The sequence below is a fragment of the Ruegeria sp. CDSA141 genome (assembly GCF_059612005.1).
Window position 1 is genome coordinate 76,596 of sequence record NZ_JBXWPT010000006.1, and the last position, 21,712, is coordinate 98,307.

A 21,712-nucleotide genomic window follows, 5' to 3' on the forward strand; every position below is an offset into this window, starting at 1 on the left:
ATCTCAATCGAATACTGTGGTACAAGTCAGGTTTTTGCGGGGTTTTCATGCGGTTTAGCGTCGGCATTGCTGTATCTATGCTGGTCGCCGTATCCATCGGTGTGTCGACATTTGTTGTTCATTCGCTGTGGTGGACGACCGCGCGTGACAACAGCCGCATGCTTGCAGCTGAGATCAACAGCCAGATTGCGAATGCCGTTCGCATCGAAGTCGGGGCAACCCTCAGATCCGCCGAAGCTGCATGGTCGGCGGTGCGCACGATCTTTGTACAGAATGTCATCGCAACACGGCAGGCCGATAAGCGAGAGTTCGTTTTTTTATCTCAGTTACAGGCGCAGCCGAATATCTCCTGGATTTTCTTCGGTTGGCCGGACGGAAATTTTTTCGCGTCGCACCGGTTGGGCGACAGCGGGCTTGAGATGATAGAGATCGACAAGGATATCCGCGACCGGAAACTGCGAACCGATCGGTATATTTTTATCCCCGGGGATATCCAGTTCGAAGAAAGGAAGTTCGCTCAGACGTCCTATGATCCTCGCGATCATGCCTGGTTCAGTAATTTTATGTCTCTGGACACGATGGGATGGATCGAAGCGCGCGATCTGCCGGGCAGTGACAAGACTGTATACGCATTCGCAGGACCGATTGATGCAAGCAGGACACGGCAGGGTGTCCTTGCGGTCGCAATCGAAACCGACCGTTTGTCACGGTTTCTGGCGACGCTCCAGCCTGGCGAATTTGGAGCCGCCTTTATTCTGGATGCCGATGGCAAAGTAATAGCTGTTCCCGACGCAAAAGCGGACGAAGTTACACCTGCGCGCATGGGCGAGGGCGAGCTATACGAGGTTGCCAAGATTTCGGGGGAAAAACTGTTGGGTGACCCGGATGGCAAAACTGCGGGCAGTTCGACGAAACGCGTGGTGATCGATGGCGTTCCTTATGCGGTAGCCCTTACGCCTTTGGGTTTTTACGGGTGGCGCGTCGCAACGGTCATTCCGGAATCGGCCTTCTTGTCGGGTATCGATGAAACCTTGATAGACTTGATCTATATCCTGATCGGGGTCGTGATCGTCTCAACCGCTCTGGCGATCTGGTTGATCCGTAAAATTGTGGCCAACCCATTGGCGCGCATCGCAGAAGACCTGAGCAAAATCGAACGCTTTGATGTCGAACACATTTCACGCAGGCCTTCCAACCTGTCCGAGCTGGCCAATCTGTCAGCAGCCACTGCCAGCATGGCCGCAGGGTTGTCCGCGTTCCGAAAATATGTGCCTACCGATCTTGTGAAGATGCTGGTCGCCGAGGGTATCAAGACACAGCCGGGCGGCGATATGAAGCAGATCTCCGTGTTGTTCTGTGATGTGACCGGATTCACCGGGTTGTCGGAAAAGCTCGGCCCCAAAATCATCCAGTTGATGGAGCCTTTTTTTACGGCGGCAGCCGCAGCCGTCGCGCGCCATGACGGGACGATCGATAAATTCATGGGTGACGCGGTTATGGCGATCTGGGGGGCGCCGCGTATGGATGCCCTCCATGCCGAGAATGCCTGCCGCGCGGCACTGGATCTTGTCGCGACCGTGGAAGATGCGGGCATCGAGGACGAGGCCGGAAATTCCCTGCGTGTCAGGATCGGGCTAAACAGCGGTGAAGCTTTGGTTGGCAACATTGGGTCAGAACAGCGGTTGAATTACACCGCTATAGGCGACGTTGTGAATGTTGCCAGCCGTTTGGAAGGGGCGAACAAGGATTATGGCACACGCATTCTGATTGGTCCCGAGACGAGGCGCGAAGCGGCGGACGCAATTGTCGTGCGAGAGCTGGACACGCTTACAGTTTTCGGACGGACCGAAGAACTGGTCGTCTATGAACTGATTGCGATGGCCGATAGTTTTGAAGGATCATTTGAGTGGATTGAGACATACGAAAAAGGTCTTGCGTATTATCGAGCAGGCCACTTCGAGCAGGCCATAGCATTGTTTGAGGTGGCCGATGAAGAACGGGGCGGGGATCCTGCGTCCGCAGCCATGAAGGGGCGCGCAGCAAAGCTTTTGGCAAGCCCTCCTTCACAAGATTGGCGCGCGGTTACTCATACAAACAAAAAGTGAGCGTTCGGACAATGAGTGTCTGCGATCACCGCCCACGGAACAGAATAGGCTAGTTGCGTATCGGAGATTAGAATGAAATCCCGGACGCAGTTAGCGGCGGCAGAAACGGTCGTCAGAGACATCCGCAGAAAGACACTGTTGACATTACATTTTGTATTTTGGATACATTAAGCAGAGGGATCGCAACGACCTATGCTGTCACTGAATGCTCTGACGACAAAGAGCCATGCGATTGTCTTGAAAAGTCCTTTTCTGGGAGAAAATCATGAAACTCAAACTTCTGGCCGCAACCACTGCGATCGCTCTGACGGGTGCCGTGGCGCAGGCTAATACTCTGGTTTATTGTTCCGAAGGATCGCCTGAAGGGTTCGATCCTGCACTATACACCGCAGGCACAACCTTTGATGCCTCTTCACATCCGATCTACAATCGGTTGCTTGAATTTGAAACGGGCACGACCAATGTGGTCCCCGGTCTGGCTGAAAGTGTCGAGGCCAGCGATGACGGTCTGGAATACACTTTCAAATTGCGTCAGGGCGTCAAGTTCCATTCGAACGAAGAATTTACTCCGACCCGGGATTTCAATGCGAATGACGTGATTTTTTCGTTCATGCGTCAGAAAGACGAAACCCATCCTTATCATCAAATATCGGGTGGAACCTGGGAGTATTTCCAGGGTATGGGGATGCCTGATCTGGTCGAGGCCATCGAAAAAATCGATGACTACACAGTGAAATTTACTCTGTCCAAACCAGAAGCGCCATTTGTCGCCAATATGGCGATGGACTTTGCTTCGATCGTGTCCGCGGAATATGCCGAGGCAATGATGGAGGCCGGAACGCCGGAAAAACTGAATACAGCACCCATCGGTACCGGACCATTCTCGTTTGTGGCTTATCAAAAAGACGCGGTGATCCGTTACGCGGCCAATGGCGAGTATTGGAAAGACCCGGCGCAGGTCGAAAACCTGATCTTTGCCATCACACCGGATGCATCTGTGCGTTATCAAAAGCTGAAAGCCGGCGAATGTCACGTGATGCCCTATCCGAACCCTGCTGACATTCAGGCAATGAAGGATGATCCGGACATAAGCATGTTGGAACAAGAGGGCCTGAACGTCGGATATCTGGCCTACAACACCACGATGGCGCCGTTCGACAATCCGAAGGTGCGTAAAGCGCTGAACATGGCGATCGACAAGCAGGCGATCATCGACGTGGTCTTCCAGGGCTCGGGCCAGGTGGCCAAGAACCCGATCCCGCCTACCATGTGGGGCTACAATGACGCCATCGTGGACGATCCCTATGATCCCGAAGCCGCCAAAGCGATGCTGGAGGCCGAAGGTATTTCGGACCTGTCGATGAAAATCTGGGCAATGCCTGTCCAGCGCCCCTACAACCCGAATGCCCGTCGTATGGCCGAGCTTATCCAGGCGGATTTCGCCAAGGTCGGTGTGGGTGCCGAAGTCGTCTCGTACGAATGGGGTGAATACCTGTCTCGCTCGAAAGAACTGAACCGGGACGGTGCCGTTCTGCTGGGCTGGACCGGGGACAATGGCGACCCGGATAACTTCCTGGCGGTTTTGCTGGGCTGTGACGGGGTCGAAGCATCCAACCGGGCGCAGTGGTGTCACCAGCCCTTCGAAGACCTGATCCTGAAGGCCAAGCAAAGCACGGATCAGGCCGAGCGGACCAAACTGTATGAAGAAGCGCAGGTTGTGTTCAAAGAGCAGGCTCCGTGGGCAACCATCGCGCATTCAGTTGTTTACATGCCGATGAGCAACAAGGTGCAAGGCTATAAAGTGCACCCGCTTGGCGGCCACATCTTCTATGGTGTGAGCGTCGAATAAACCACCACTCACCAACCGGAGCCGCCTGATTGGTGGCTCCGGCTTTCTTATTGAGGAGGTCGGGCTGAATGCCGGATTTGTCCGAATACCGCCAATTGGCAATGGATATGTCAGTGGACGCAGTGGCCCTGGTGCCCGGTCCGAATTTCACCCGTGCATTGGGCAAATCCTTCATGAGCCACGAGCGCCCTTTTGTCGTGGTGATTCCGGCCGTGGGTGATCCGGCGGCGATCGTGCCCAATCTGGAACTCGCCTCATGGGATCTGGTCGGATTTGAGGGTGCCGCGTTCGACTGGCGCGATCAAACCGGCTATGACGCTGCCTTTTCCGCGCTGGCAGCGCATAGTCCGATCAGATCGTTGGCTGTCGAAGGTCAGGTGATGCGGGTTTTCGTGTCAGACGCGTTTACCCGCGCAATTCCGGATCTGCGAATTGTGGACGCCGAACGCGAAATCTCAGGCCTTCGCATCATCAAAACCGAAGAAGATATCGCCGCGCTGCAAGCGGCCATCGATATTTCGGAACGCGCGTTGGAGCGTGTGGTTGCGGGTGTTCGTGCAGGTCAGACCGAAAAACAGATCGAGCAGTCGCTGATACAGGCGCTTTTTGCGGAAGGCGCCGAGTCGCTGGCCTTTTCCCCCATCGTGGCTGCGGGGGACAACTCGGCACGACCGCACGGAAAGGCGCGCGCCGACTACCGGATCAAGGCAGGCGACGCCTTGCTGTTCGACTTTGGCGCTCGAAAACATGGTTTTGCGGCCGACATCACGCGAACTTTTTTCGTTCAGGTCGTCCCGGACGAAGGCCGGGACGTCTACGACACGGTTTTGCGCGCCAACAAAGCCGGGTTCGAAGCCTGCCGCCCCGGCGTGACAGCGCATGACATCGACGACGCCGTCACAGGCGTGCTTGAGGCCTCGCCCTTTGCCGATCGTATCCGGACCAAGACAGGTCACGGTCTGGGCCGGGATGTGCATGAGGCGCCGTATATCATGCGCGGCAACAGTCAGATAATCCTGCCGGGCATGGTCTGGACCAACGAACCCGGTCTGTACGAATTGGACAAGTTCGGCGTTCGCATAGAAGATGATGTTCTTGTCACCGGGGATGGTTGTCGGTCACTGACCCGCTTTCCCAAAGAACTTACAATCATAGGTCGCTGATGCTTGGCTATTTCCTTACCCGTCTTGGCCTGTTTGTTCCGACATTTCTGGGCGTGACGCTGATTTCGTTCATGTTCATCCGGGTGCTGCCCGGCGATCCGATCATCGTGATGGCCGGTGAACGCGGCATGACGGAAGAACGTTATCAGGAAATGGTCGAAAAGCTGGGTTTCGACAAGCCGGTGTTGCAGCAGTATTGGGAATACCTCACCGGAGTCCTTCAAGGTGATCTGGGCGAAAGCTTTGTCACCAGGAAACCCGTATGGGATGAGTTCTTTTCGTTGTTCCCCGCAACGCTGGAGTTGTCCCTGTGCGCCATGATCTTCGCCGTTGCGCTGGGTCTGCCGGCAGGTGTGATCGCGGCGGTGAACCGAGGGAAGTTCTTTGACAGGGCGCTGATGTCCTCGGCGCTGGTCGGATACTCGATGCCCATCTTCTGGTGGGCGCTGCTGTTGATCATTGTATTCTCGGGCAATCTGGGCTGGACACCGGTCTCGGGTCGGATCGACCTGTTGTATTACTTTCCCAGCGTCACCGGCTTTATGCTGATCGACAGCCTGTTGTCGGGTCAGGAAGGGGCATTCGGATCAGCCGTGCGCCACCTGATTTTGCCGACGATTGTGCTGGGGACTATTCCGCTGGCGGTTATCGCACGCCAGACCAGGTCGGCGATGTTGGAAGTTCTGGGCGAAGACTACATCCGCACCGCGCGCGCCAAGGGTTTGTCGCCAACGCGGATCAACGGGTTGCACGCGCTGCGTAACGCGCTGATTCCGGTTGTCACGGTGATTGGCCTGTCGGTGGGCACGTTGCTGGCAGGAGCCATCCTGACCGAAACCATCTTCAGCTGGCCGGGCATAGGAAAGTGGATGGTCGACAGCATTTTCCGCCGAGACTACCCGGTTGTTCAGGGCGGATTGCTGATGATCGCGGTGATCGTGATGCTGGTGAACCTGCTGGTCGATGTCCTTTACGGCATCATTAACCCCAAAATTCGGAGGCGGTAATGGCCGAACTATCCGCAACCCCGCCCAGAACGGAAGACCGCCCCAGCGCCCTGCGCGAGTTTTGGTATTACTTCAGCGAAAACCGCGGTGCCGTCATTGGGCTGTGGGTTTTTGCCGCTTTTGTATTCTGCGCCGCTTTTGCACCCCTTCTGGCCCCATATGACCCAACCGAACAGTTCCGCGACCACATCCTGCAGCCGCCTGCATGGCAGCAGGGCGGAAGCTGGGCTTTCCCGTTGGGTACGGATCCGCTGGGTCGCGATATGCTGTCGCGCCTGATCATGGGCTCACGCTATTCCTTCTTTGTCGGGATCGTTGTCGTCTGTGTGGCCGTGTCAGGCGGCGTGATGGTGGGCCTGCTGTCGGGCTTTGCCCCCAAATGGATCGATACGCTGATCATGCGGGTGATGGATATCGTTCTGGCCTTTCCGTCGCTGCTGTTGGCACTGGTGCTGGTGGCCATCCTTGGCCCGTCGCTGACCAACGCGATGATTGCCATCGCCATTGTTTTCCAACCCCACTACGTGCGCCTGACCCGCGCGTCGGTTCTGGCGGAACGTCAGAAGGATTATGTCACTTCGGCGCGTGTGGCCGGTGCTGGCAGATCACGGCTGATGTTCATCACCGTGCTGCCCAATTGTCTGGCACCCATCATCGTACAGGCGGCGTTGTCCTTCTCGACAGCGATTCTGGACGCAGCCGCCCTGGGCTTTCTGGGCATGGGCGCACAGCCGCCCACGCCGGAATGGGGCACCATGCTGGCCGAAGCGCGCGAATTCATTCTACGCGCCTGGTGGGTGGTTACCTTCCCCGGTCTGGCAATCCTTGTCACCGTACTTGCCATCAATCTGATGGGCGACGGCCTGCGCGATGCGCTGGACCCTAAACTGAAACGGAGCTGATCGCATGAGCCTTTTGCAGATCCGCAACCTGACTGTTGAATTCGCCACAGCCTCGGGCAAGTTCCGCGCCGTGGATGGTGTAGATCTGTCGGTGGACAAGGGTGAGTTGCTGGCCATCGTGGGTGAAAGCGGCTCGGGTAAATCGGTGTCGATGTTGGCACTGATGGGGTTGTTGCCCTGGACCGCGACGATCACCGCTGACGAGATGCGCTTTGAAGGGCTCGATCTGGCCGGTCTTTCGGCCCGTGAGCGCCGCAAGATCATCGGCAAGGACATGGCGATGATCTTTCAGGAGCCGATGTCATCGCTGAACCCCTGTTTCACGGTGGGATTCCAGATCAAAGAGGCTTTGCGCATCCATCTGGGTTTGAACCGCAAGGACCGCCACCAGCGCGCGATTGAGCTATTCGAACAGGTCGGCATTCCCGCGCCTGAAAGTCGCCTGAACACCTTTCCACATCAGATGTCGGGCGGCATGAACCAGCGCGTCATGATCGCGATGGCAATTGCCTGCAAGCCCAAGCTTCTGATTGCAGATGAACCGACCACGGCGCTGGACGTAACCATTCAGGCGCAGATTCTCGACCTGCTGGTTCGTTTGCGTGACGACAACGACATGGGCCTTGTACTGATCACCCATGACATGGGGGTGGTGGCCGAAACCGCCGAACGGGTTCAGGTGCAATATGCTGGACAAAAAGTCGAAGAGCAGCCCGTTCGTGATTTGTTCCGCGCGCCGCGTCATCCCTACACATCGGCCCTGCTGAGCGCTTTGCCCGAGCGCGCGACCTCAAAGGTCCTTCCGACGATTCCCGGCGTTGTGCCGGGGCAGTTCGATCGCCCCAAAGGGTGCCTGTTCAGCCCGCGATGCCGGTTTGCCGATGCAACTTGCGCGGAAAAGCCACCGACCCCTCATGCCGAGGCCTTTGGCAAAGCACGCTGCCACCACGTTGAAAGAATTGCTGCCGGAGAATTGGCATGACCGACCCAATCGTTCAGGCAAAAGATCTGACCCGGTTTTACACGGTGAAGGGCGGGTTGCTGTCCAAGTCAGCGACGGTAAAGGCCCTTTCGGGGGTGGATTTCGAACTGAAACCGGGAAAGACACTGGCCATCGTCGGAGAGTCCGGCTGCGGCAAGTCAACGTTGGCGCGATTGGTAACGATGATTGAAGAACCGACGTCGGGCAGGCTGACGATTGACGGTGTCGACATTACCCCGTCGCAATGGAGCAAGATGCGAGAGACGGTGCAAATCGTGTTCCAGGATCCTTATGGATCACTGAATCCACGTCAACGCATCGGTCAGATCTTGCAGGAGCCGCTGATCATCAACCGTCCGGACATGTCCGCCGCAGACCGCGAGGCACAAGCGCGCGACATGATCCAGATGGTCGGCTTGCGCCCCGAGCATTATGACCGCTATCCGCATATGTTTTCTGGCGGGCAGCGTCAGCGGATCGCCATTGCACGTGCGCTTATGCTGAATCCCAGGGTCCTGGTCCTGGATGAGCCGGTTTCAGCACTGGACGTCTCAATCCAGTCGCAGATCCTGAACCTGCTTGTGGATTTACAGGAACGGCTTGACCTCGCCTATCTGTTCATTTCGCATGATCTCTCGGTGGTCCGGCATTTTGCCGACGACGTGATCGTCATGTATCTGGGGTGCGCTGTTGAAAAAGCGCCCAAAGAGCAACTGTTCGCCGCGCCGCGTCACCCCTATTCAAAGGCGTTGTTGTCCACGACTCCCCGGGCCGATCCTACGGCCCGAAAAGAACGGATCAAGCTTGAGGGCGAACTGCCTTCGCCGATGAATATTCCAAATGGTTGCGCCTTCGCGCAAAGATGTTGGTTGGCAACTGATCAGTGCAGGGCAACATTGCCCGAACTGGACGGAGAAACGCATCAGGTTGCGTGTCTGTACCCGCTATAGTGCAACAGGATTGCTTTGTTCGTGCTGTGACGGTGGTCAATGCGGCAGTGTCTATCTGCGCCACGGTTTTTCACCTCTCCGAAGCGCCGATATGAGCGGCGCGTGCGTGCGACGTACTTCTTAAGGTTTGATGTAAAGGCGCTGGCTCTGAATGCGACTGATCGATCATGTCCCCAAGTTCAATTCGGTGCCGCCGAAGATCACCACCTCTGATCCTGTGTTCACAAGGGCCGTTCGTCTCATAAGGGGAGCAGCGCGAGTCTCCCGCATCGCAGAGGCGTTTTTGGCCCACCGGTTACGTTGGAAGAACTCATATGTCGAAATACATAATGTACATTTCCTTGCGTCGCGCGGACCAAAATAGTGGCCCCGGAGTTCTGGAGGTACATGTGCCCATTTTCCCGGACAGGTCATGCCCGGAAAAAAAATACCGGATCAAAGACCGGGGTTACTCGGCCACTTCCGCCTTGGGTTCGTGTTTTTTGAATTGCTGATCGAAAAGGTTGCGGAAACTTCCGTTCTTTTTCATCAACTCTTCCAGACTGCCCTGTTCCACGATAGAGCCATCCTGAACCACGAAAATTTTGTCCGCTTCCAGAACAGTCGACAGACGGTGTGCAATGACAACGACGGTTACATCCTTCGTCAGGGTGTCCAGCGCCTTTTTGACCAGAGATTCCGACTCGGCATCCAATGCGCTTGTGGCCTCATCCAGAAGCAGAATTTCTGATTTTCTCAGAATAGCGCGCGCAATTGCAATTCGCTGTTTCTGACCACCTGACAGGAAGGTTCCGTTTTCACCGACTTGCGTTTCGTAACCCTGTGGTAGTTCCATGATGAACTCATGCGCATGTGCGGCTTTGGCTGCGGCAACAACGTCTTCATCCGAAGCGTCGGGGGCCGAGCAGCGCAGGTTGTCCATGATCGACGTCGAAAACAGGAACGTATCCTGCCCGACATAAGAGATTTTTTTTCGCAGGGACGCAAAGCTTACCTCGCGCAGATCCTGACCATCGATCTCGACGCTCCCCTCATCTGGATCGTAGAACCGCATGATCAGTCCAAACAACGTAGACTTGCCACCGCCGGACTGACCGACGAGCGCCGTGGTTTTACCGGCCTCGAACGTGACATTCATATCTTCGATCACAGATACGGCACCCTGGTAGCCGAAAGTTACATTGCGCAACGTGATCTGGCCGGGGCCTTCGATCAGGTCATGGGCTTCTGGGCTTTCCACCATTGTGTCGTCCTGATCCAGCAGGCCGAACAACATGCCGACACCAACCATGTTGGTTTCGATCTGAACACGCATTTTTGACAGCCGCTTGGCCGGTTCATAGGCCATCAGCAACGCCGTGATAAAGGACATCAACTGGCCTGCGCTGGGCTGTTCGGTGCCTGCGATGCCCATCGTGCTGACCACAAGTACACCTGCCACGGCGAGGCCAGCCAGAAACTCCATAAGAGGGCTGGCAATGGACTGCAACTTGGCGATGTCGTTCGAGCGTTGTTCAACTTTCCGGATGGCGGTATCCATGCGGTTGATCATTCGGTCTTCGAGTGAGAACACTTTGATGACCTTGATCCCTGCCGAGGTCTCCTGCAACACCCGAATGATTTCCGCCAGCGACTTGAATTCGGCCTGCATGATCGTGCGCACACTCTTCAACAGATAGCGAACGCCCAACAAGGCAATCGGACCCACGACAAAGAACAAGACGGACAAAACGGGTTGCTGATACACCATGACCGCAACCAGCCCGACCAGAGTCAGGGAGTCGCGCACAAACCCGGTGACCAGCACATCGATCAGGTTTCTGGCCGCCTGTGCGCCATGGGTGGTGCGCATCAGAAGGTCCGATGATTCATTGTTCGAAAAGAACGAGACGCCATGTCTGAGCAGTTTTCGGTAAACCTTGTCCTGTTGCTCTGCCACGATCCGATTGCCTGCGCGGGCAAGGTAGATTGCCTGAATATAGGATGCGATCGCTTTGACCAAAAACAGGAGCACGACCCCCAGCGCAATGACATGCGCCCAGCCCTGCAAATCGGGGCTGGTCATGGCATCGACAATGTACTCCATCATGTATGCGGAACCGGCCGTTGTGACGGCCACGGCAATCATAGCCAGAATCGCAACACCATACAGCCTGCCTTGCGCGTAAAAGCTTTCACCTACAAGACGGCCCATATAGCCTGATCGCCACTTGTTCCAGGCGCGCTTCATCATTGCGTTCTCCAAATCGTGAAACTGTGCGCACGCTCAGATAACCTATATTTTGTCGGGCCTAAAGGACAGATTCCACGCTGCGGCAGAGCGGCCCATCCCGACTATCTGAGATGTACCCTCGCTAGATAGTAGCTGGTTGAAGATCGGACAAGAGCGGGAGGCAGCGATGGACATCGCGATTTGCCCCGTTGTATAGGTGCGGACAAGATTGGTGCATGCTTGGATTTGCAAAAAAACCGCAAAATGTGATTTGCCCCGCAGCTAAGGATTCGCAACGTTCGGCAAGAATCCGCTAACAGAGAGCTCTGTTTTCTGGATATCGGACTACTTTGAATCCTTACTGGTCCAGAAAACAGACAGGAGACGGGCGCAGGCCAGGTATCTGACCTTTACTGGGTCCAGTTGTTTGACGTCGATATTTGGCGCAAAGACCATATCTCTTACGGGTCGCTGTCACCCCTCTCCCTGCAAATATGCCAGAAGGTCGACAATATCCTCGTTCTTTTTCAGGCCGCGAAACTGCATTCGATTGCCCTGAAGATAGCCTTTGGGATCCGCCAGGAACGCGCTCAGGGTCCTATGCGTCCAGACGATGTCGGAACCTTTCAGTGCTGTCGAGTATTTGAATCCCTCTGCCTGACCAGCCTTTGCGCCGAGGATACCGTGCAAGGACGGACCGACGCCATGGCGGCCTTCTTCCAGTTTGTGGCAGGCGCTGCACTTGCGAAAGACCTTTTTGCCGGCTGTTGGGTCACCTTGGACAGTTGCGGCAGCAACAACAGCCGTTGCATCCGATGCCGCTGCGGCCTGTTCCTCATCGCTGTGAAAGATCAGCCGGGCCGTGATTGGTACCGTTCGGGTGATACCGGGTAAGTCTGCCAGCTCCATAAGCGTGTCCACGCCCGTGTTGACACTGGCGTCTTCCGTACTGAGAAACACCATGTCGTTTGTCGAAACAAGTACCGAAGTTTCGGACAAGCGCGCGACGAACATTTCTGCGTCAAACTCAACATCCGTGCCGGCCAGCGAAAGCACGGATGCAGCATCTACCGTCGTAGTTTCACCGACGGCCAGGTCTGAAACCTTTGCCATATCGAATTCGGCGGTCAGGGATGCAGTGGGTGCCTGGCGAAAGACAAATTCGATCATTCGTTCATTGCGAATATCGATATTGGTTTCGACCGAAGACAGGTCGATTTCGATTTCAGCCATGCCATCCCGGACGTGCCCGTTTAGGTTGGTGAAACTGTTGACCTCGCCCACCGAGTCTTTCTTGATCGACCCATAGGCCAGATGCGAACGTTCGGGATCCAGTAGCCATCCTTCCGCCCAAATGGGTGTTGCAACAATTGCCGACACAAACGTGACAGCCTTCAACAGAAGTTTCATTTCTTTCCTCCGCAGTTTATGTCAAATCTGGCCCTGCGGGCCGGGTCCGTTACTGACAAACACAAACAGGTCGCATTTTATTCGATGAGTGCCGAGATGACTTCCGAACAGGCCGTCAGAGAAGCGGTGCAGGCGCATTCAAAACGCGTCTGGCGGTTTGCTCTGGCTTTGTCGGGGGCATCAGATGTGGCGGACGATCTGGTGCAGGCCACATGCCTGCGTGCGCTTGAGCGACATCATCAAGTGACGTCGCATGATCGTCTGGACAGTTGGCTGATGACGATCTGCCGGTCAATCTGGTTGAACGAAGTGCGGTCTCGATCTGTCCGGCGGGCACAGGCGCTGTCGGTGACGCCGGAAGCGGAACTGGTCGCAATCGGGCCGGATTCAGAAACGAATATTTTTGCGGCTGAAGTGTTTACTCAAGTGATGCAGCTGCCAGAAGCGCAGCGGGAAACGGTCATGCTTGTGTTCGTCGAAGGGTACAGCTACCGCGAGGCCGCTGCTCTGCTGGAAGTTCCCATCGGCACAATCATGAGCCGGCTGTCGAATGCCCGGCAGAAACTGAAAACCGTGATGCAGTTTGATGCGGCAGTCGCCGCGCGACGGAGTGGCAAATGACGTTTTCTGACGAGACGCTGTTGGCGTATCTGGAAGGCACACTGGATGAAGCTCAGAGCTGCGCCATCGAGGCTGCAGTTGAGGATGACGTTGAGCTTGAACGCCGCTTGATGGCGCTGGATCCGTTCGCGCCTGTCGTTCAGGACGTTTTTGAGAAACTGCCCACCGAGGCGCCGAAGGTCGATTTGCCGGAACCCGTGGCGCATCACGCCAATGGCGGATTTTTGCGCCTTCTGGCCGTGGCCGCGAGTGCCGGGGTCGCAGCCGTCGCCCTGACGTTCTGGGCAACGCGCCCGGCAGAACTGGGCTGGGCGCAGCAAGCGGCGATCTATCAGTCGCTTTATGTGCCCGAGACGATTGTCTCGCTGGACAGTTCCGAGGCATCGCTGGACAAACAGTTCGCGATGGCCGAGGCAGCACTTGGCAGGTCTCTGAACCGTGAAGCGCTGGAATCCCTGCCGGGTTTGGCGCTGAAGCGTGCACAGGTTTTGTCGTTCAAGGGAAAGCCCTTGGTTCAGGTCGTTTTCGCCGATGAGCAGGGTCAACCATTTGCCTTCTGTGTTATCCGTCAGGGGCCAAACGCCCCGAAGGCAGAGGTCAAGCAGGCCGTTCTGAGTGGTTTGGCAACAGCGACCTGGGCACAGGATGGCTATGGTTACATGCTGTTGGGTAGCTCTCCGCAGACCGATTTAAGTGGTGAACTGGATGTTCTGACCCGAACCTTTGCGGGCTGACGGAATACCCCTTGTGAACCGACAGGAATGTCCGAAGAATGCGCGGTATGACGCCGAAGAAACCCTTGCCCCTTCCTGAAGACGAGGCCGAAGATCTTGGCCCCGCCAGTATATTTGACGGGGATCCGTCCGAAGAGGACGACCTTTGGTTCTTGCCACCGGATGAAGACGTGGCAGACGATGATTTCTTCCTGCCCGGACCGCGGCCCGAACAGCGCCTGCTGTTCGATCCGCGCGATTGGCGTGCCGCGCAGTCCGAACTTTCTGCGGAACTTGCCGATCTGACCCTGACTTTTGGGGCGCTGGACGAACGGCTGCGGGCAGGTCCCGAAGGGTGGACGCACCGCTTGGCATTGATGGAGACATCCGATCTGGGGTGGTGGACGGGAGACCGGATCAGCGTTGATCGGTTGGCTTTGTGGACAGGTTTGCGGATCGGTGCGACGCATGACGACGTGCAGGCGTTGTTCCGGGCGGGATGGGCGGTTCGGCGCCTGAGTTCGGGTGCAGCACCTGCCGCCGGCGGCTGGGAAACTGGTCTGACTGCGTTTCTTGACAGGCTTGCTCAGGGGGCCGACGCCACCCCTGAATCTATTGTTGATCTGGCTGAGGTCATGCAGAACGCGGACGGGTTGCATCCCGTGACGCAGTCAGCAATTGCGTTTCATGCGTGGCGGGCGGTGTCACAAGGCATCGGACAGGACACGGAAGCAGCCGTCATTGCCGCGCGGCATGCAGCGTCCATGGGGCGTGGCGGTGCGCTGTTCATGCCGTTGGCCTTGTCCGGGCCCGGCGCGCTGCGCGGATCGGGGGATCCGACGGGAAAACTGAGTGCTTGGATTCTTGGGGCAGGGCAGGCTGCCCTTGCAGGGTTGTTGCATCTGGACCGGATCAGCGCCTGGGAGGACAAGGCCAGAGAGGTCACGCAGGATCTGAGCGGTCGCACTCCACCGCGCCTGATCGACGCTTTGACAGCTTGGCCCATGGTGTCAGCGCCGTTGGCCGAAGAACTGACCAAGGCTTCTCGTGCGGCGGTACAGCGCAACTTCGACCTGTTCGCGCAGCGGGGTCTGGTTCGCGAGGTCACCGGGCAGGGGCGTTACCGCGTCTGGACGGCGGGGCTGTAGCCCATCAGCCAATCGCGAAACGTACGCGCTGCCGGGCGCAGCGCCGTTCGGGAAGGGTAGACCAGGTGATAGGCTTCTTGCCCCGGACATGAGATGTCTGGCAGGCAGGGGATCAAACCGGACAGCTTCATAATCCGATCTGATGCCGGCGCGCGCGCCAATGCAATGCCGCATCCGCTGGCACAGAGCTCTGCCGCCATCACCGAATTGTCGGCAAAGAAGTATCGTGCCTGTCCCGCTGGCAGCCGCAGGTGTTCGAACCAATGCGGCCAGCTTGCACGGTGCGTCGAAACTTCGACCAAGGTGAACTTGAACAAGTCCTCTGGTGCTTGAATCTGAGCAGCAATCTCAGGTGGGGCGATGGGATAGAGATGTTCGCGCATCAACTCGTCACTTTCCGAGCCGAACAGCGCAGGGTTACCGAACACGATCTGAAGGTCAGTAAACCGATTGGCAAAGTCCGACACAACATTGCCCGTCGAAAGCGAAAGGTTGATCTGAGGATGTGCCGCCTGAAATTCAGGAACGCCCCCGGCCAGAATGCCATGTGCAAAAAGCAGCACCGACTGCACGTAAAGCCTCTGCTCGCGGGTTTCGCCAAACAGACCGGTGGTTGCTGTTTCAAGCATGAGCAATGATTGCTGTACCGACGGCAGATAGGCGCGCCCGGTCTCGGTCAACGTAACCGCATGCGCGTGACGGTGAAATAAGGGTGTGCCCAGTCTTGTCTCCAACGCCTTGACCTGCTGGCTGACGGCAGCAGGTGTCATGTTCAACTGCGTCGCGGCACGAGCAAAGCTTTCGGTTCGGGCCGCAGCCTCGAATACTCGCAGCCAGTTGAGGGAAGGGACACGGGTGTTCATTTCAGCAGGCTAAGCAAAACTTAGCCTCACCGGCAAGACATTATGGTCTGAGCTTTTGATCCTTGGCCTTAGGCTTGTGATCAGTGAACTGATGAAATGAGCCCACTATGTCAGACCCCGACCTGCCGCCACGTGCCAAGCGCAAGATCTGGAACTACACGCCCCAGTTGCCGATTCAGACTGCGCCCTACTGGGATTGGCCGATAAAACCTCTGGCCGCGTTGAAATACCTGTTGCAAAGCTGGAACCCACTTGCATTGCGGGCGCTGCTGCTGGTCTTTGCGGTCATCACCTGGACCTATCTGACGCCTTCATTGAGCAGGATTGAGAACTTCGGCTGGGACTGGGTTGCGAAAATCTGGTTCCGTAATTTCTGCATCCTGATGGTGGCCGCAGGCGGCTTGCACCTGGCCCTTTGGAGGTTCCGCACGCAACAGGACGAATACCGCTATGACATGCGCCCGATGATGAAGGGCGCAAAGGTATTCACGTTCAAAAACCAGGTCTGGGACAATATGTTCTGGACCTTGGGCCCGGCGTTGACGTTCTGGACGTTCTGGGAATGTCTGATCCTGTACTCCTATGCCAATGGCTGGATCACGATGATCACACTTGACAGCAACCCGATCTGGTTCATCGCCGTGACCGTTTTTGTGCCGATCTGGGCCGGGTTCCATTTCTACTGGTTGCACAGGCTGCTGCACGTGGGTGTGCTCTATTCAAAAGTCCACGCTTGGCATCACCGCAATATCAACACCGGCCCTTGGTCGGGGCTTGCGATGCATCCGGTCGAGAGCTTTTTCCTGATGTTCGACACAATGATATTTTTTCTGCTGCCGTCGCATCCGATCCACGCCATTTTCCTGCTGTTCCATCACGGCATCGGTGCACCAACCTCTCATGCCGGGTTCGAGCATGTGAAGTTCGGCAACAAGGCCAAGTTTCAGGTCGGGGATTTCTTTCACCAGCTGCACCATCGGTTTTTCGATTGCAACTACGGCACCTGGGAAACCCCTTGGGATGAATGGTTCAACACGTTCCACGACGGCACCGATGAAGGCAATGAAATGGTCAAGGAACGCCGCCGCAATATCTGGGCCGCCGAATAGCCCGTGAAGGCCGAGCCCTGCCGGACCCAAGTAGGTCCGGTGGGCGTGTTTGATCCAACAGGCGGTGTGCGTTCAGCGTCCAACGCCGACATAAGTTTCAAAGCCGGATTTCAGCGCCTGTGACTTCGAATAGATATTGCGCAGATCTACCATTCGGGCAGAGTTCATGGAACCGGCCAGCTCGGTCAGGTTCAACGCGCGGAACTCGTTCCACTCCGTCAGCAACACCACAACGTCAGCCCCTTGAACTGCTGCATAGGGGTCGTCGCTCCATTCGACTCCGGGCAACAGTGCATCGCCTTCCGCTTTGCCCTGCGGATCGACGACGCGCACTTTGGCCCCTCCACCGATCAAAGCGGGAATGATGGACAGTGATGGCGCGTCGCGCATGTCGTCGGTGTTGGGTTTGAAGGTGACACCCAGAACCGCCACCGTCTTGCCATTGAGGCGGTCGTCGCAGGCGTCGCGGATTTTCTCGATCATCCGTTTCTTGACCTCGTCATTCACCCGAATGACGGTTTCCGTGATCTGCATCGGATAAGCGTGATCCTGTCCGATCCGCGCCAGCGCGGCCGTATCCTTCGGAAAACAAGAGCCACCATAGCCTGGTCCGGCGTGCAGGAACTTGTTGCCAATTCGTCCGTCCAGACCGATGCCGCGTGAAACTTCCTTGACATCCGCACCGACCTTTTCACACAGGCCCGCGATTTCATTGATGAAGGTGATCTTGGTCGCCAGAAATGCGTTGGCAGCGTATTTGATCATCTCGGCGCTTTCCAGATCGGTGGTCAGGATCGGGAAGTCACGCAGATAGAGCGGTCGGTAGATTTCGGCCATCACTTCGGCGGCGCGATCGTTTTCCACACCGACCACGACGCGATCCGGGCGCATGAAGTCATCGATCGCAGCACCTTCGCGCAGAAATTCAGGGTTCGATGCCACGTCGAATTCGGCTGTGGGGTTGGCAGTGGTAACGACCTCCTGAACTCTTCTATTGGTGCCCACCGGCACGGTCGATTTGGTGACAATGACAGTGTATCCGGTAATGGCCTGGGCGATTTCTTCTGCCGCCGCCATCACATAGGTCAAATCCGCGTGGCCGTCCCCTCGCCTGGTCGGGGTTCCGACCGCGATGAAAACCGCGTCGGCACCATCAACTGCAGTCTTCAGATCGGTTGAAAAGCTCAGGCGACCAGCAGCAACGTTTTTTGACATCAGCACATCCAGGCCTGGCTCATAGATCGGCACTTCTCCGGACTTGAGCATGTCGATCTTTTGCTCAGCCTTGTCGACGCAAATCACGTCATGACCGAAGTCCGAAAAGCAGACACCGGACACCAAACCAACATAACCGGTGCCGATCATTGCTATACGCATCTAAAAATCCTTCTTACCAATTACCACGGACGGCGTGGGCACAATCAAAGAAACTGACGCCGGTTTCAATGGCTGCCAGCAGTTGCGCGATGCATCCCATAGATTCTTGCGGATATTGAGGCAATAAGAACGCAGACGGTCTTGGGCCCGTCGAATTGGCAATCATGACGGCTTTGTTTGGCGGAATCGATGGTCACGAAGAACCGGTTGGTGTCGAGTTTCGTTGTGAAATGGGATGTGAATGACAGGATTTTTCAGGTATTTCCCGTGTCTTCTGAAGTTGAAGCAAAGGCTTGTTGATGACTGGAAAAATCCCTGCCGCCGCTCCCACTTTTTTGAGTTTTGATGACGTGCAGGGGTGAACCACGTGTTCTCGTCACCGACAAGCTGTGTGGCTGGGTGTGGTTCCAAGCGAGATTTGACACGGTGTGGGACACCACCTGTACACAGGATTGCGGGTTGCGCGACTTGACAGCGAAAGGGATTGAAGGAGCCGCCTGAAATACCCCGGCGAATACCCTTCCGGTCAGGAGTCCATTTCAGCGGCGGCTTGCAACAGCCAGTTCTGAAACAGCCGTACCGGTGGCGAAACTGGTTTTTCCTTGAGACGCATGAAATAGGTCCAAGGGCTGTTCAGATCGAACTGGAATGGCTCGATCAGCAGCCCCCGCTCGACATAAGACCGAGCCAGAGACCGGGGCAGGACGACGCACCCCAGTGACTTGGCTGCCATTTCCATCGCCAGATTCGAGGCATTTGTCCGCAAACCGTCCTTCTGGCTCAGGTCGGACAATCCGAAATGCCGTGCCGCATGCTCCCAATAGGAGGGGCGGCCCAGGATATGGATCAGCGGTGCATTCTGCAATTGCTTGGGGTCGGTAAGCGGAATGCCATCGACCAGAAAACCGGGTGCACAGACCAGGGCCAGCTTTTCGACCCATAACTGTTGTGTGTCCGGCGTAACATCGTCGATATGATTGATTGTCAGCGAGATATCCGAAACATTTTGTTCGACATCCGCCCAGACAGTGCCATGAACCGTCAGATCAATATCGGGATGCACCGCATTGAAACCGCGGATCACTTCCGGCAACCAGTTCTCGGCCAGACTGACCGGGCAAGATACCACCACTTTGCGGGTATGCGAGCGTACGATGACCGATTGCGTTGCGGCGTTGATTTCCTGCAGGGCATGGCGCACTGACGGCAGATAGGCCTCTCCCACATCTGTCAGCGACAGGGATCGGGGATGGCGCACGAACAGGGGGCGCTGCAAAAACTCTTCCAACGAGCGGACATGATTGCTGACGGCAGATTGAGTGCAGTTCAACTCTTCGGCAGCAGCGGTGAAGCTCAGGTGCCGTGCCGCCGCTTCGAACGAACGCAGAAAGGTCAGGTGAGGAAGATTCATCATGACAGGCTTTTCTCAGGCAAGGAACATCGCGAAGAATTAAAAAGCCCAGAGCTTGCTGTCTTGCCCATGAGCGACTCACAAGAATGGTTCTGACTCGAAATGCGATCTGGTCCTAGTCACAAATAATCCGGGGCCATTGCCCCATGATTGTTTTCGTGCCGCTATGCGCAAACTCACATAGGCTTTTTCTTGTAACCGGAACCCGAAAGAAAAACCTCGACTGGACACCGTGACAGATACCTTTCAGACCGTTGCAGATTTTACGCTGGGTCGTGCGGCGCAGGATTTTCCCGAAACAGCCCGTAAGGCTGCGGCGTTGATGCTGCTGGATACGCTGGGGATCACCATAGGATCGGGCCCAATGCAGGCCGGACGGATTGCGCGCGAGAGTGCGGCAGCGCTGTTTGGCGTGGGCGACCCGGGGCTGAGCGCGCGTATACTTTTCGACGGTCGCCGCGTCAGTGTCGCGGGCGCGGCCTATGCAGCAGCCACACAGACCGACAATCTGGACGGCCATGATGGATACAATCCAACCAAAGGCCACATCGGAGTTGCCGTTATTCCGGCATTGGCGGCACTGGCTGAAACTGTTCAAGACTTCTCGGGGGCCGAAGCATTGGCGGCGGTGATCGTTGGATACGAGATCGCGGGACGAGCGGGTATTTCTTTGCATGACACTGTCAGCGATTATCACACATCCGGAGCTTGGAACGCGCTTGGCGTGGTGGCTGTGGCGGCGCGCATGCGCGGATTTACGGCCGAGCAGATGCGGCAAGCCATGGGGATTGCCGAATACCACGGCCCGCGCAGCCAGATGATGCGCGAGATCGCCAATCCCACAATGCTACATGACGGTTCGGGCTGGGGCGCGTTGGTTGGCATTTCTTCAGCGGTTTTGGCCGAAAAAGGTTTTACCGGGGCACCAGCCATCACCATCGAAGCGGCAGACGTTGCCCCGCATTGGCAAGATCTGGGCCATTTCTGGCAGATGGAACATCAATATGTGAAACCCTATCCGATTTGCCGCTGGGCTCATGCGGCGATTGACGCCACCCGGGCGCTGATGCGTGAAAACGACCTAGCGCATCAGGATATTGCGGCGATCCAGGTAAACACGTTTCGGGAAAGCGCCTGCCTCTTTCAAGGCATGCCGGATGATACGTCCAAGGCGCAGTATTCGCTGCCGTTTGCCGTCGCCACGATGGTTGCGCATGGCCGGATCGGGGTCGAAAGCATCACCGGGTCGGGTCTGGCCGACCCTTTGGTCGCCTCGGTCGTCGAGCGTATCTCGGTAGCAGAGGCAGCACGCCATTCCGACCGTTTCCCCAAAAGCCGGTTTGCCGATGTCAGCATCACCCTGACCGACGGGCGGATACTTGAGTCGGGCGACGTACACGCACGCGGCGGACCCGAGGCACCAATGGACGAGGCAGAAGTGATCGACAAGTTCATGGAATTTGCGACACCATCGCTGGGTGCATCCCGTGCTGCCGCCATTTGTGATGCGGTTCTGGGACTGAGTGCGCCAGGTTCGAAATTCTCTGACCTTGGCGCGTTGATCTACGCCCCCGCCGACCAGACGTAAAATCTGCCGAAGATGCCGTTGAAACGCATTCCGACCAGCACATCGGCACCCTAGATCCTGATGGCGGCGATGACCCCGGTCTTGCTGCCCGCTGCACAGGTTGAACAGAACGCCAAGGCGCTAATTGGAGCCGCCTACAGGATGTCACGCTTCGAAACAGGGGTTTGAAGACCGATGCTGTGCGACTGGCTGCTCCGGGAAATCTGGGCGGCTGCTTCGGTCAAGAACACGCCGCGGCGCGCAACTGAAGCTGGCAACAAGCCTAGCTGATCCAAGAAGTGTACGAGGTGAGCTTGCTCCTT

Annotated in this window: 17 protein-coding genes; 12 read left to right on the top strand and 5 right to left on the bottom strand. The window is 56.7% G+C overall.

Going from position 1 to position 21,712, the window contains the following annotated elements:
- Positions 1-47: 47 nt before the first annotated feature.
- The 7 genes from AC2FLP_RS11045 to AC2FLP_RS11075 all read left to right on the top strand — a co-directional run bounded on the left by AC2FLP_RS11045 (position 48) and on the right by AC2FLP_RS11075 (position 8,958).
- Positions 48-2,105 (top strand): adenylate/guanylate cyclase domain-containing protein, encoded by a 2,058-nt coding sequence (locus tag AC2FLP_RS11045; RefSeq protein ID WP_496683664.1) that lies wholly within the window; start codon positions 48-50, stop codon positions 2,103-2,105.
- Between the two features lie 265 nt (positions 2,106-2,370).
- On the top strand, positions 2,371-3,954 hold the full coding sequence (locus AC2FLP_RS11050) for an ABC transporter substrate-binding protein (protein ID WP_496683667.1): 1,584 nt from the start codon (positions 2,371-2,373) through the stop codon (positions 3,952-3,954).
- A 68-nt stretch (positions 3,955-4,022) separates the two neighbouring features.
- Positions 4,023-5,117 (top strand): M24 family metallopeptidase, encoded by a 1,095-nt coding sequence (locus tag AC2FLP_RS11055; protein ID WP_299897447.1) that lies wholly within the window; start codon positions 4,023-4,025, stop codon positions 5,115-5,117.
- Positions 5,117-6,124, top strand: a complete 1,008-nt coding sequence (locus AC2FLP_RS11060; protein ID WP_117873853.1) for an ABC transporter permease subunit — start codon at positions 5,117-5,119, stop codon at positions 6,122-6,124. The genes AC2FLP_RS11055 and AC2FLP_RS11060 overlap by 1 nt, the downstream gene beginning before the upstream one ends.
- Positions 6,124-7,026 carry an ABC transporter permease subunit gene (locus tag AC2FLP_RS11065; protein ID WP_117873851.1) on the top strand — a complete coding sequence of 301 codons (903 nt, stop codon included), beginning with the start codon at positions 6,124-6,126 and terminating at the stop codon, positions 7,024-7,026. The genes AC2FLP_RS11060 and AC2FLP_RS11065 overlap by 1 nt, the downstream gene beginning before the upstream one ends.
- A gap of 4 nt (positions 7,027-7,030) precedes the next feature.
- Positions 7,031-8,008, top strand: coding sequence for an ABC transporter ATP-binding protein (locus AC2FLP_RS11070; RefSeq protein ID WP_496683672.1), 978 nt, complete (start codon positions 7,031-7,033; stop codon positions 8,006-8,008).
- A complete protein-coding gene (locus tag AC2FLP_RS11075; RefSeq protein WP_496683675.1) occupies positions 8,005-8,958 on the top strand; it encodes an ABC transporter ATP-binding protein in 954 nt (317 codons plus the stop codon). Before AC2FLP_RS11070 ends, AC2FLP_RS11075 begins: the two co-directional genes overlap by 4 nt.
- 448 nt (positions 8,959-9,406) lie before the next feature.
- Here the strand turns inward: AC2FLP_RS11075 and AC2FLP_RS11080 are convergent, their stop codons facing one another.
- Both AC2FLP_RS11080 and AC2FLP_RS11085 read right to left on the bottom strand, forming a co-directional pair.
- Positions 9,407-11,191 carry an ABC transporter ATP-binding protein gene (locus tag AC2FLP_RS11080; protein ID WP_496672687.1) on the bottom strand — a complete coding sequence of 595 codons (1,785 nt, stop codon included), beginning with the start codon at positions 11,189-11,191 and terminating at the stop codon, positions 9,407-9,409.
- 453 nt (positions 11,192-11,644) lie between these two features.
- Complete coding sequence (locus AC2FLP_RS11085; protein WP_496683679.1) at positions 11,645-12,580, bottom strand: c-type cytochrome; 936 nt, start codon at positions 12,578-12,580, stop codon at positions 11,645-11,647.
- A gap of 96 nt (positions 12,581-12,676) precedes the next feature.
- Here AC2FLP_RS11085 and AC2FLP_RS11090 point away from each other — a divergent pair, with 96 nt between their 5' ends.
- The 3 genes from AC2FLP_RS11090 to AC2FLP_RS11100 are packed head-to-tail and all read left to right on the top strand — an operon-like array spanning position 12,677 to position 15,062.
- A complete protein-coding gene (locus AC2FLP_RS11090) occupies positions 12,677-13,201 on the top strand; it encodes an RNA polymerase sigma factor (protein ID WP_496683682.1) in 525 nt (174 codons plus the stop codon).
- On the top strand, positions 13,198-13,935 hold the full coding sequence (locus AC2FLP_RS11095) for a hypothetical protein (RefSeq protein WP_496683685.1): 738 nt from the start codon (positions 13,198-13,200) through the stop codon (positions 13,933-13,935). Before AC2FLP_RS11090 ends, AC2FLP_RS11095 begins: the two co-directional genes overlap by 4 nt.
- A 47-nt stretch (positions 13,936-13,982) precedes the next feature.
- On the top strand, positions 13,983-15,062 hold the full coding sequence (locus AC2FLP_RS11100) for a helix-turn-helix domain-containing protein (RefSeq protein WP_496710056.1): 1,080 nt from the start codon (positions 13,983-13,985) through the stop codon (positions 15,060-15,062).
- Here AC2FLP_RS11100 and AC2FLP_RS11105 read toward each other — a convergent pair.
- The gene (locus AC2FLP_RS11105; RefSeq protein WP_299641106.1) at positions 15,035-15,925 is read right to left on the bottom strand and encodes a LysR family transcriptional regulator; all 891 of its coding nucleotides are present in this window, start codon (positions 15,923-15,925) and stop codon (positions 15,035-15,037) included. The genes AC2FLP_RS11100 and AC2FLP_RS11105 overlap by 28 nt on opposite strands.
- Before the next feature lie 107 nt (positions 15,926-16,032).
- Between AC2FLP_RS11105 and AC2FLP_RS11110 the strand changes: the two genes are divergently transcribed.
- Positions 16,033-17,034 (top strand): sterol desaturase family protein, encoded by a 1,002-nt coding sequence (locus tag AC2FLP_RS11110; RefSeq protein ID WP_299897421.1) that lies wholly within the window; start codon positions 16,033-16,035, stop codon positions 17,032-17,034.
- Between the two features lie 72 nt (positions 17,035-17,106).
- Here AC2FLP_RS11110 and AC2FLP_RS11115 read toward each other — a convergent pair whose 3' ends face one another.
- Both AC2FLP_RS11115 and AC2FLP_RS11120 read right to left on the bottom strand, forming a co-directional pair.
- The gene (locus AC2FLP_RS11115) at positions 17,107-18,411 is read right to left on the bottom strand and encodes a UDP-glucose dehydrogenase family protein (protein WP_117873833.1); all 1,305 of its coding nucleotides are present in this window, start codon (positions 18,409-18,411) and stop codon (positions 17,107-17,109) included.
- Between the two features lie 526 nt (positions 18,412-18,937).
- A complete protein-coding gene (locus AC2FLP_RS11120; RefSeq protein WP_117873832.1) occupies positions 18,938-19,825 on the bottom strand; it encodes a LysR substrate-binding domain-containing protein in 888 nt (295 codons plus the stop codon).
- 229 nt (positions 19,826-20,054) lie between these two features.
- Here AC2FLP_RS11120 and AC2FLP_RS11125 point away from each other — a divergent pair, with 229 nt between their 5' ends.
- Positions 20,055-21,410: an MmgE/PrpD family protein gene (locus AC2FLP_RS11125; protein ID WP_496683694.1), complete on the top strand. Its 1,356-nt coding sequence runs from the start codon at positions 20,055-20,057 to the stop codon at positions 21,408-21,410.
- The last annotated feature ends 302 nt before the right edge of the window (positions 21,411-21,712 follow it).

What these genes read in the sequence shown, in the direction of transcription:
- AC2FLP_RS11045 (WP_496683664.1), top strand. Translation starts at nt 48, where the DNA reads ATGCGGTTTAGCGTCGGCATTGCTGTATCTATGCTGGTCGCCGTATCC.
- AC2FLP_RS11050 (WP_496683667.1), top strand. Translation starts at nt 2,371, where the DNA reads ATGAAACTCAAACTTCTGGCCGCAACCACTGCGATCGCTCTGACGGGT.
- AC2FLP_RS11055 (WP_299897447.1), top strand. Translation starts at nt 4,023, where the DNA reads ATGCCGGATTTGTCCGAATACCGCCAATTGGCAATGGATATGTCAGTG.
- AC2FLP_RS11060 (WP_117873853.1), top strand. Translation starts at nt 5,117, where the DNA reads ATGCTTGGCTATTTCCTTACCCGTCTTGGCCTGTTTGTTCCGACATTT.
- AC2FLP_RS11065 (WP_117873851.1), top strand. Translation starts at nt 6,124, where the DNA reads ATGGCCGAACTATCCGCAACCCCGCCCAGAACGGAAGACCGCCCCAGC.
- AC2FLP_RS11070 (WP_496683672.1), top strand. Translation starts at nt 7,031, where the DNA reads ATGAGCCTTTTGCAGATCCGCAACCTGACTGTTGAATTCGCCACAGCC.
- AC2FLP_RS11075 (WP_496683675.1), top strand. Translation starts at nt 8,005, where the DNA reads ATGACCGACCCAATCGTTCAGGCAAAAGATCTGACCCGGTTTTACACG.
- AC2FLP_RS11080 (WP_496672687.1), bottom strand. Translation starts at nt 11,191, where the DNA reads ATGATGAAGCGCGCCTGGAACAAGTGGCGATCAGGCTATATGGGCCGT.
- AC2FLP_RS11085 (WP_496683679.1), bottom strand. Translation starts at nt 12,580, where the DNA reads ATGAAACTTCTGTTGAAGGCTGTCACGTTTGTGTCGGCAATTGTTGCA.
- AC2FLP_RS11090 (WP_496683682.1), top strand. Translation starts at nt 12,677, where the DNA reads ATGACTTCCGAACAGGCCGTCAGAGAAGCGGTGCAGGCGCATTCAAAA.
- AC2FLP_RS11095 (WP_496683685.1), top strand. Translation starts at nt 13,198, where the DNA reads ATGACGTTTTCTGACGAGACGCTGTTGGCGTATCTGGAAGGCACACTG.
- AC2FLP_RS11100 (WP_496710056.1), top strand. Translation starts at nt 13,983, where the DNA reads ATGACGCCGAAGAAACCCTTGCCCCTTCCTGAAGACGAGGCCGAAGAT.
- AC2FLP_RS11105 (WP_299641106.1), bottom strand. Translation starts at nt 15,925, where the DNA reads ATGAACACCCGTGTCCCTTCCCTCAACTGGCTGCGAGTATTCGAGGCT.
- AC2FLP_RS11110 (WP_299897421.1), top strand. Translation starts at nt 16,033, where the DNA reads ATGTCAGACCCCGACCTGCCGCCACGTGCCAAGCGCAAGATCTGGAAC.
- AC2FLP_RS11115 (WP_117873833.1), bottom strand. Translation starts at nt 18,411, where the DNA reads ATGCGTATAGCAATGATCGGCACCGGTTATGTTGGTTTGGTGTCCGGT.
- AC2FLP_RS11120 (WP_117873832.1), bottom strand. Translation starts at nt 19,825, where the DNA reads ATGATGAATCTTCCTCACCTGACCTTTCTGCGTTCGTTCGAAGCGGCG.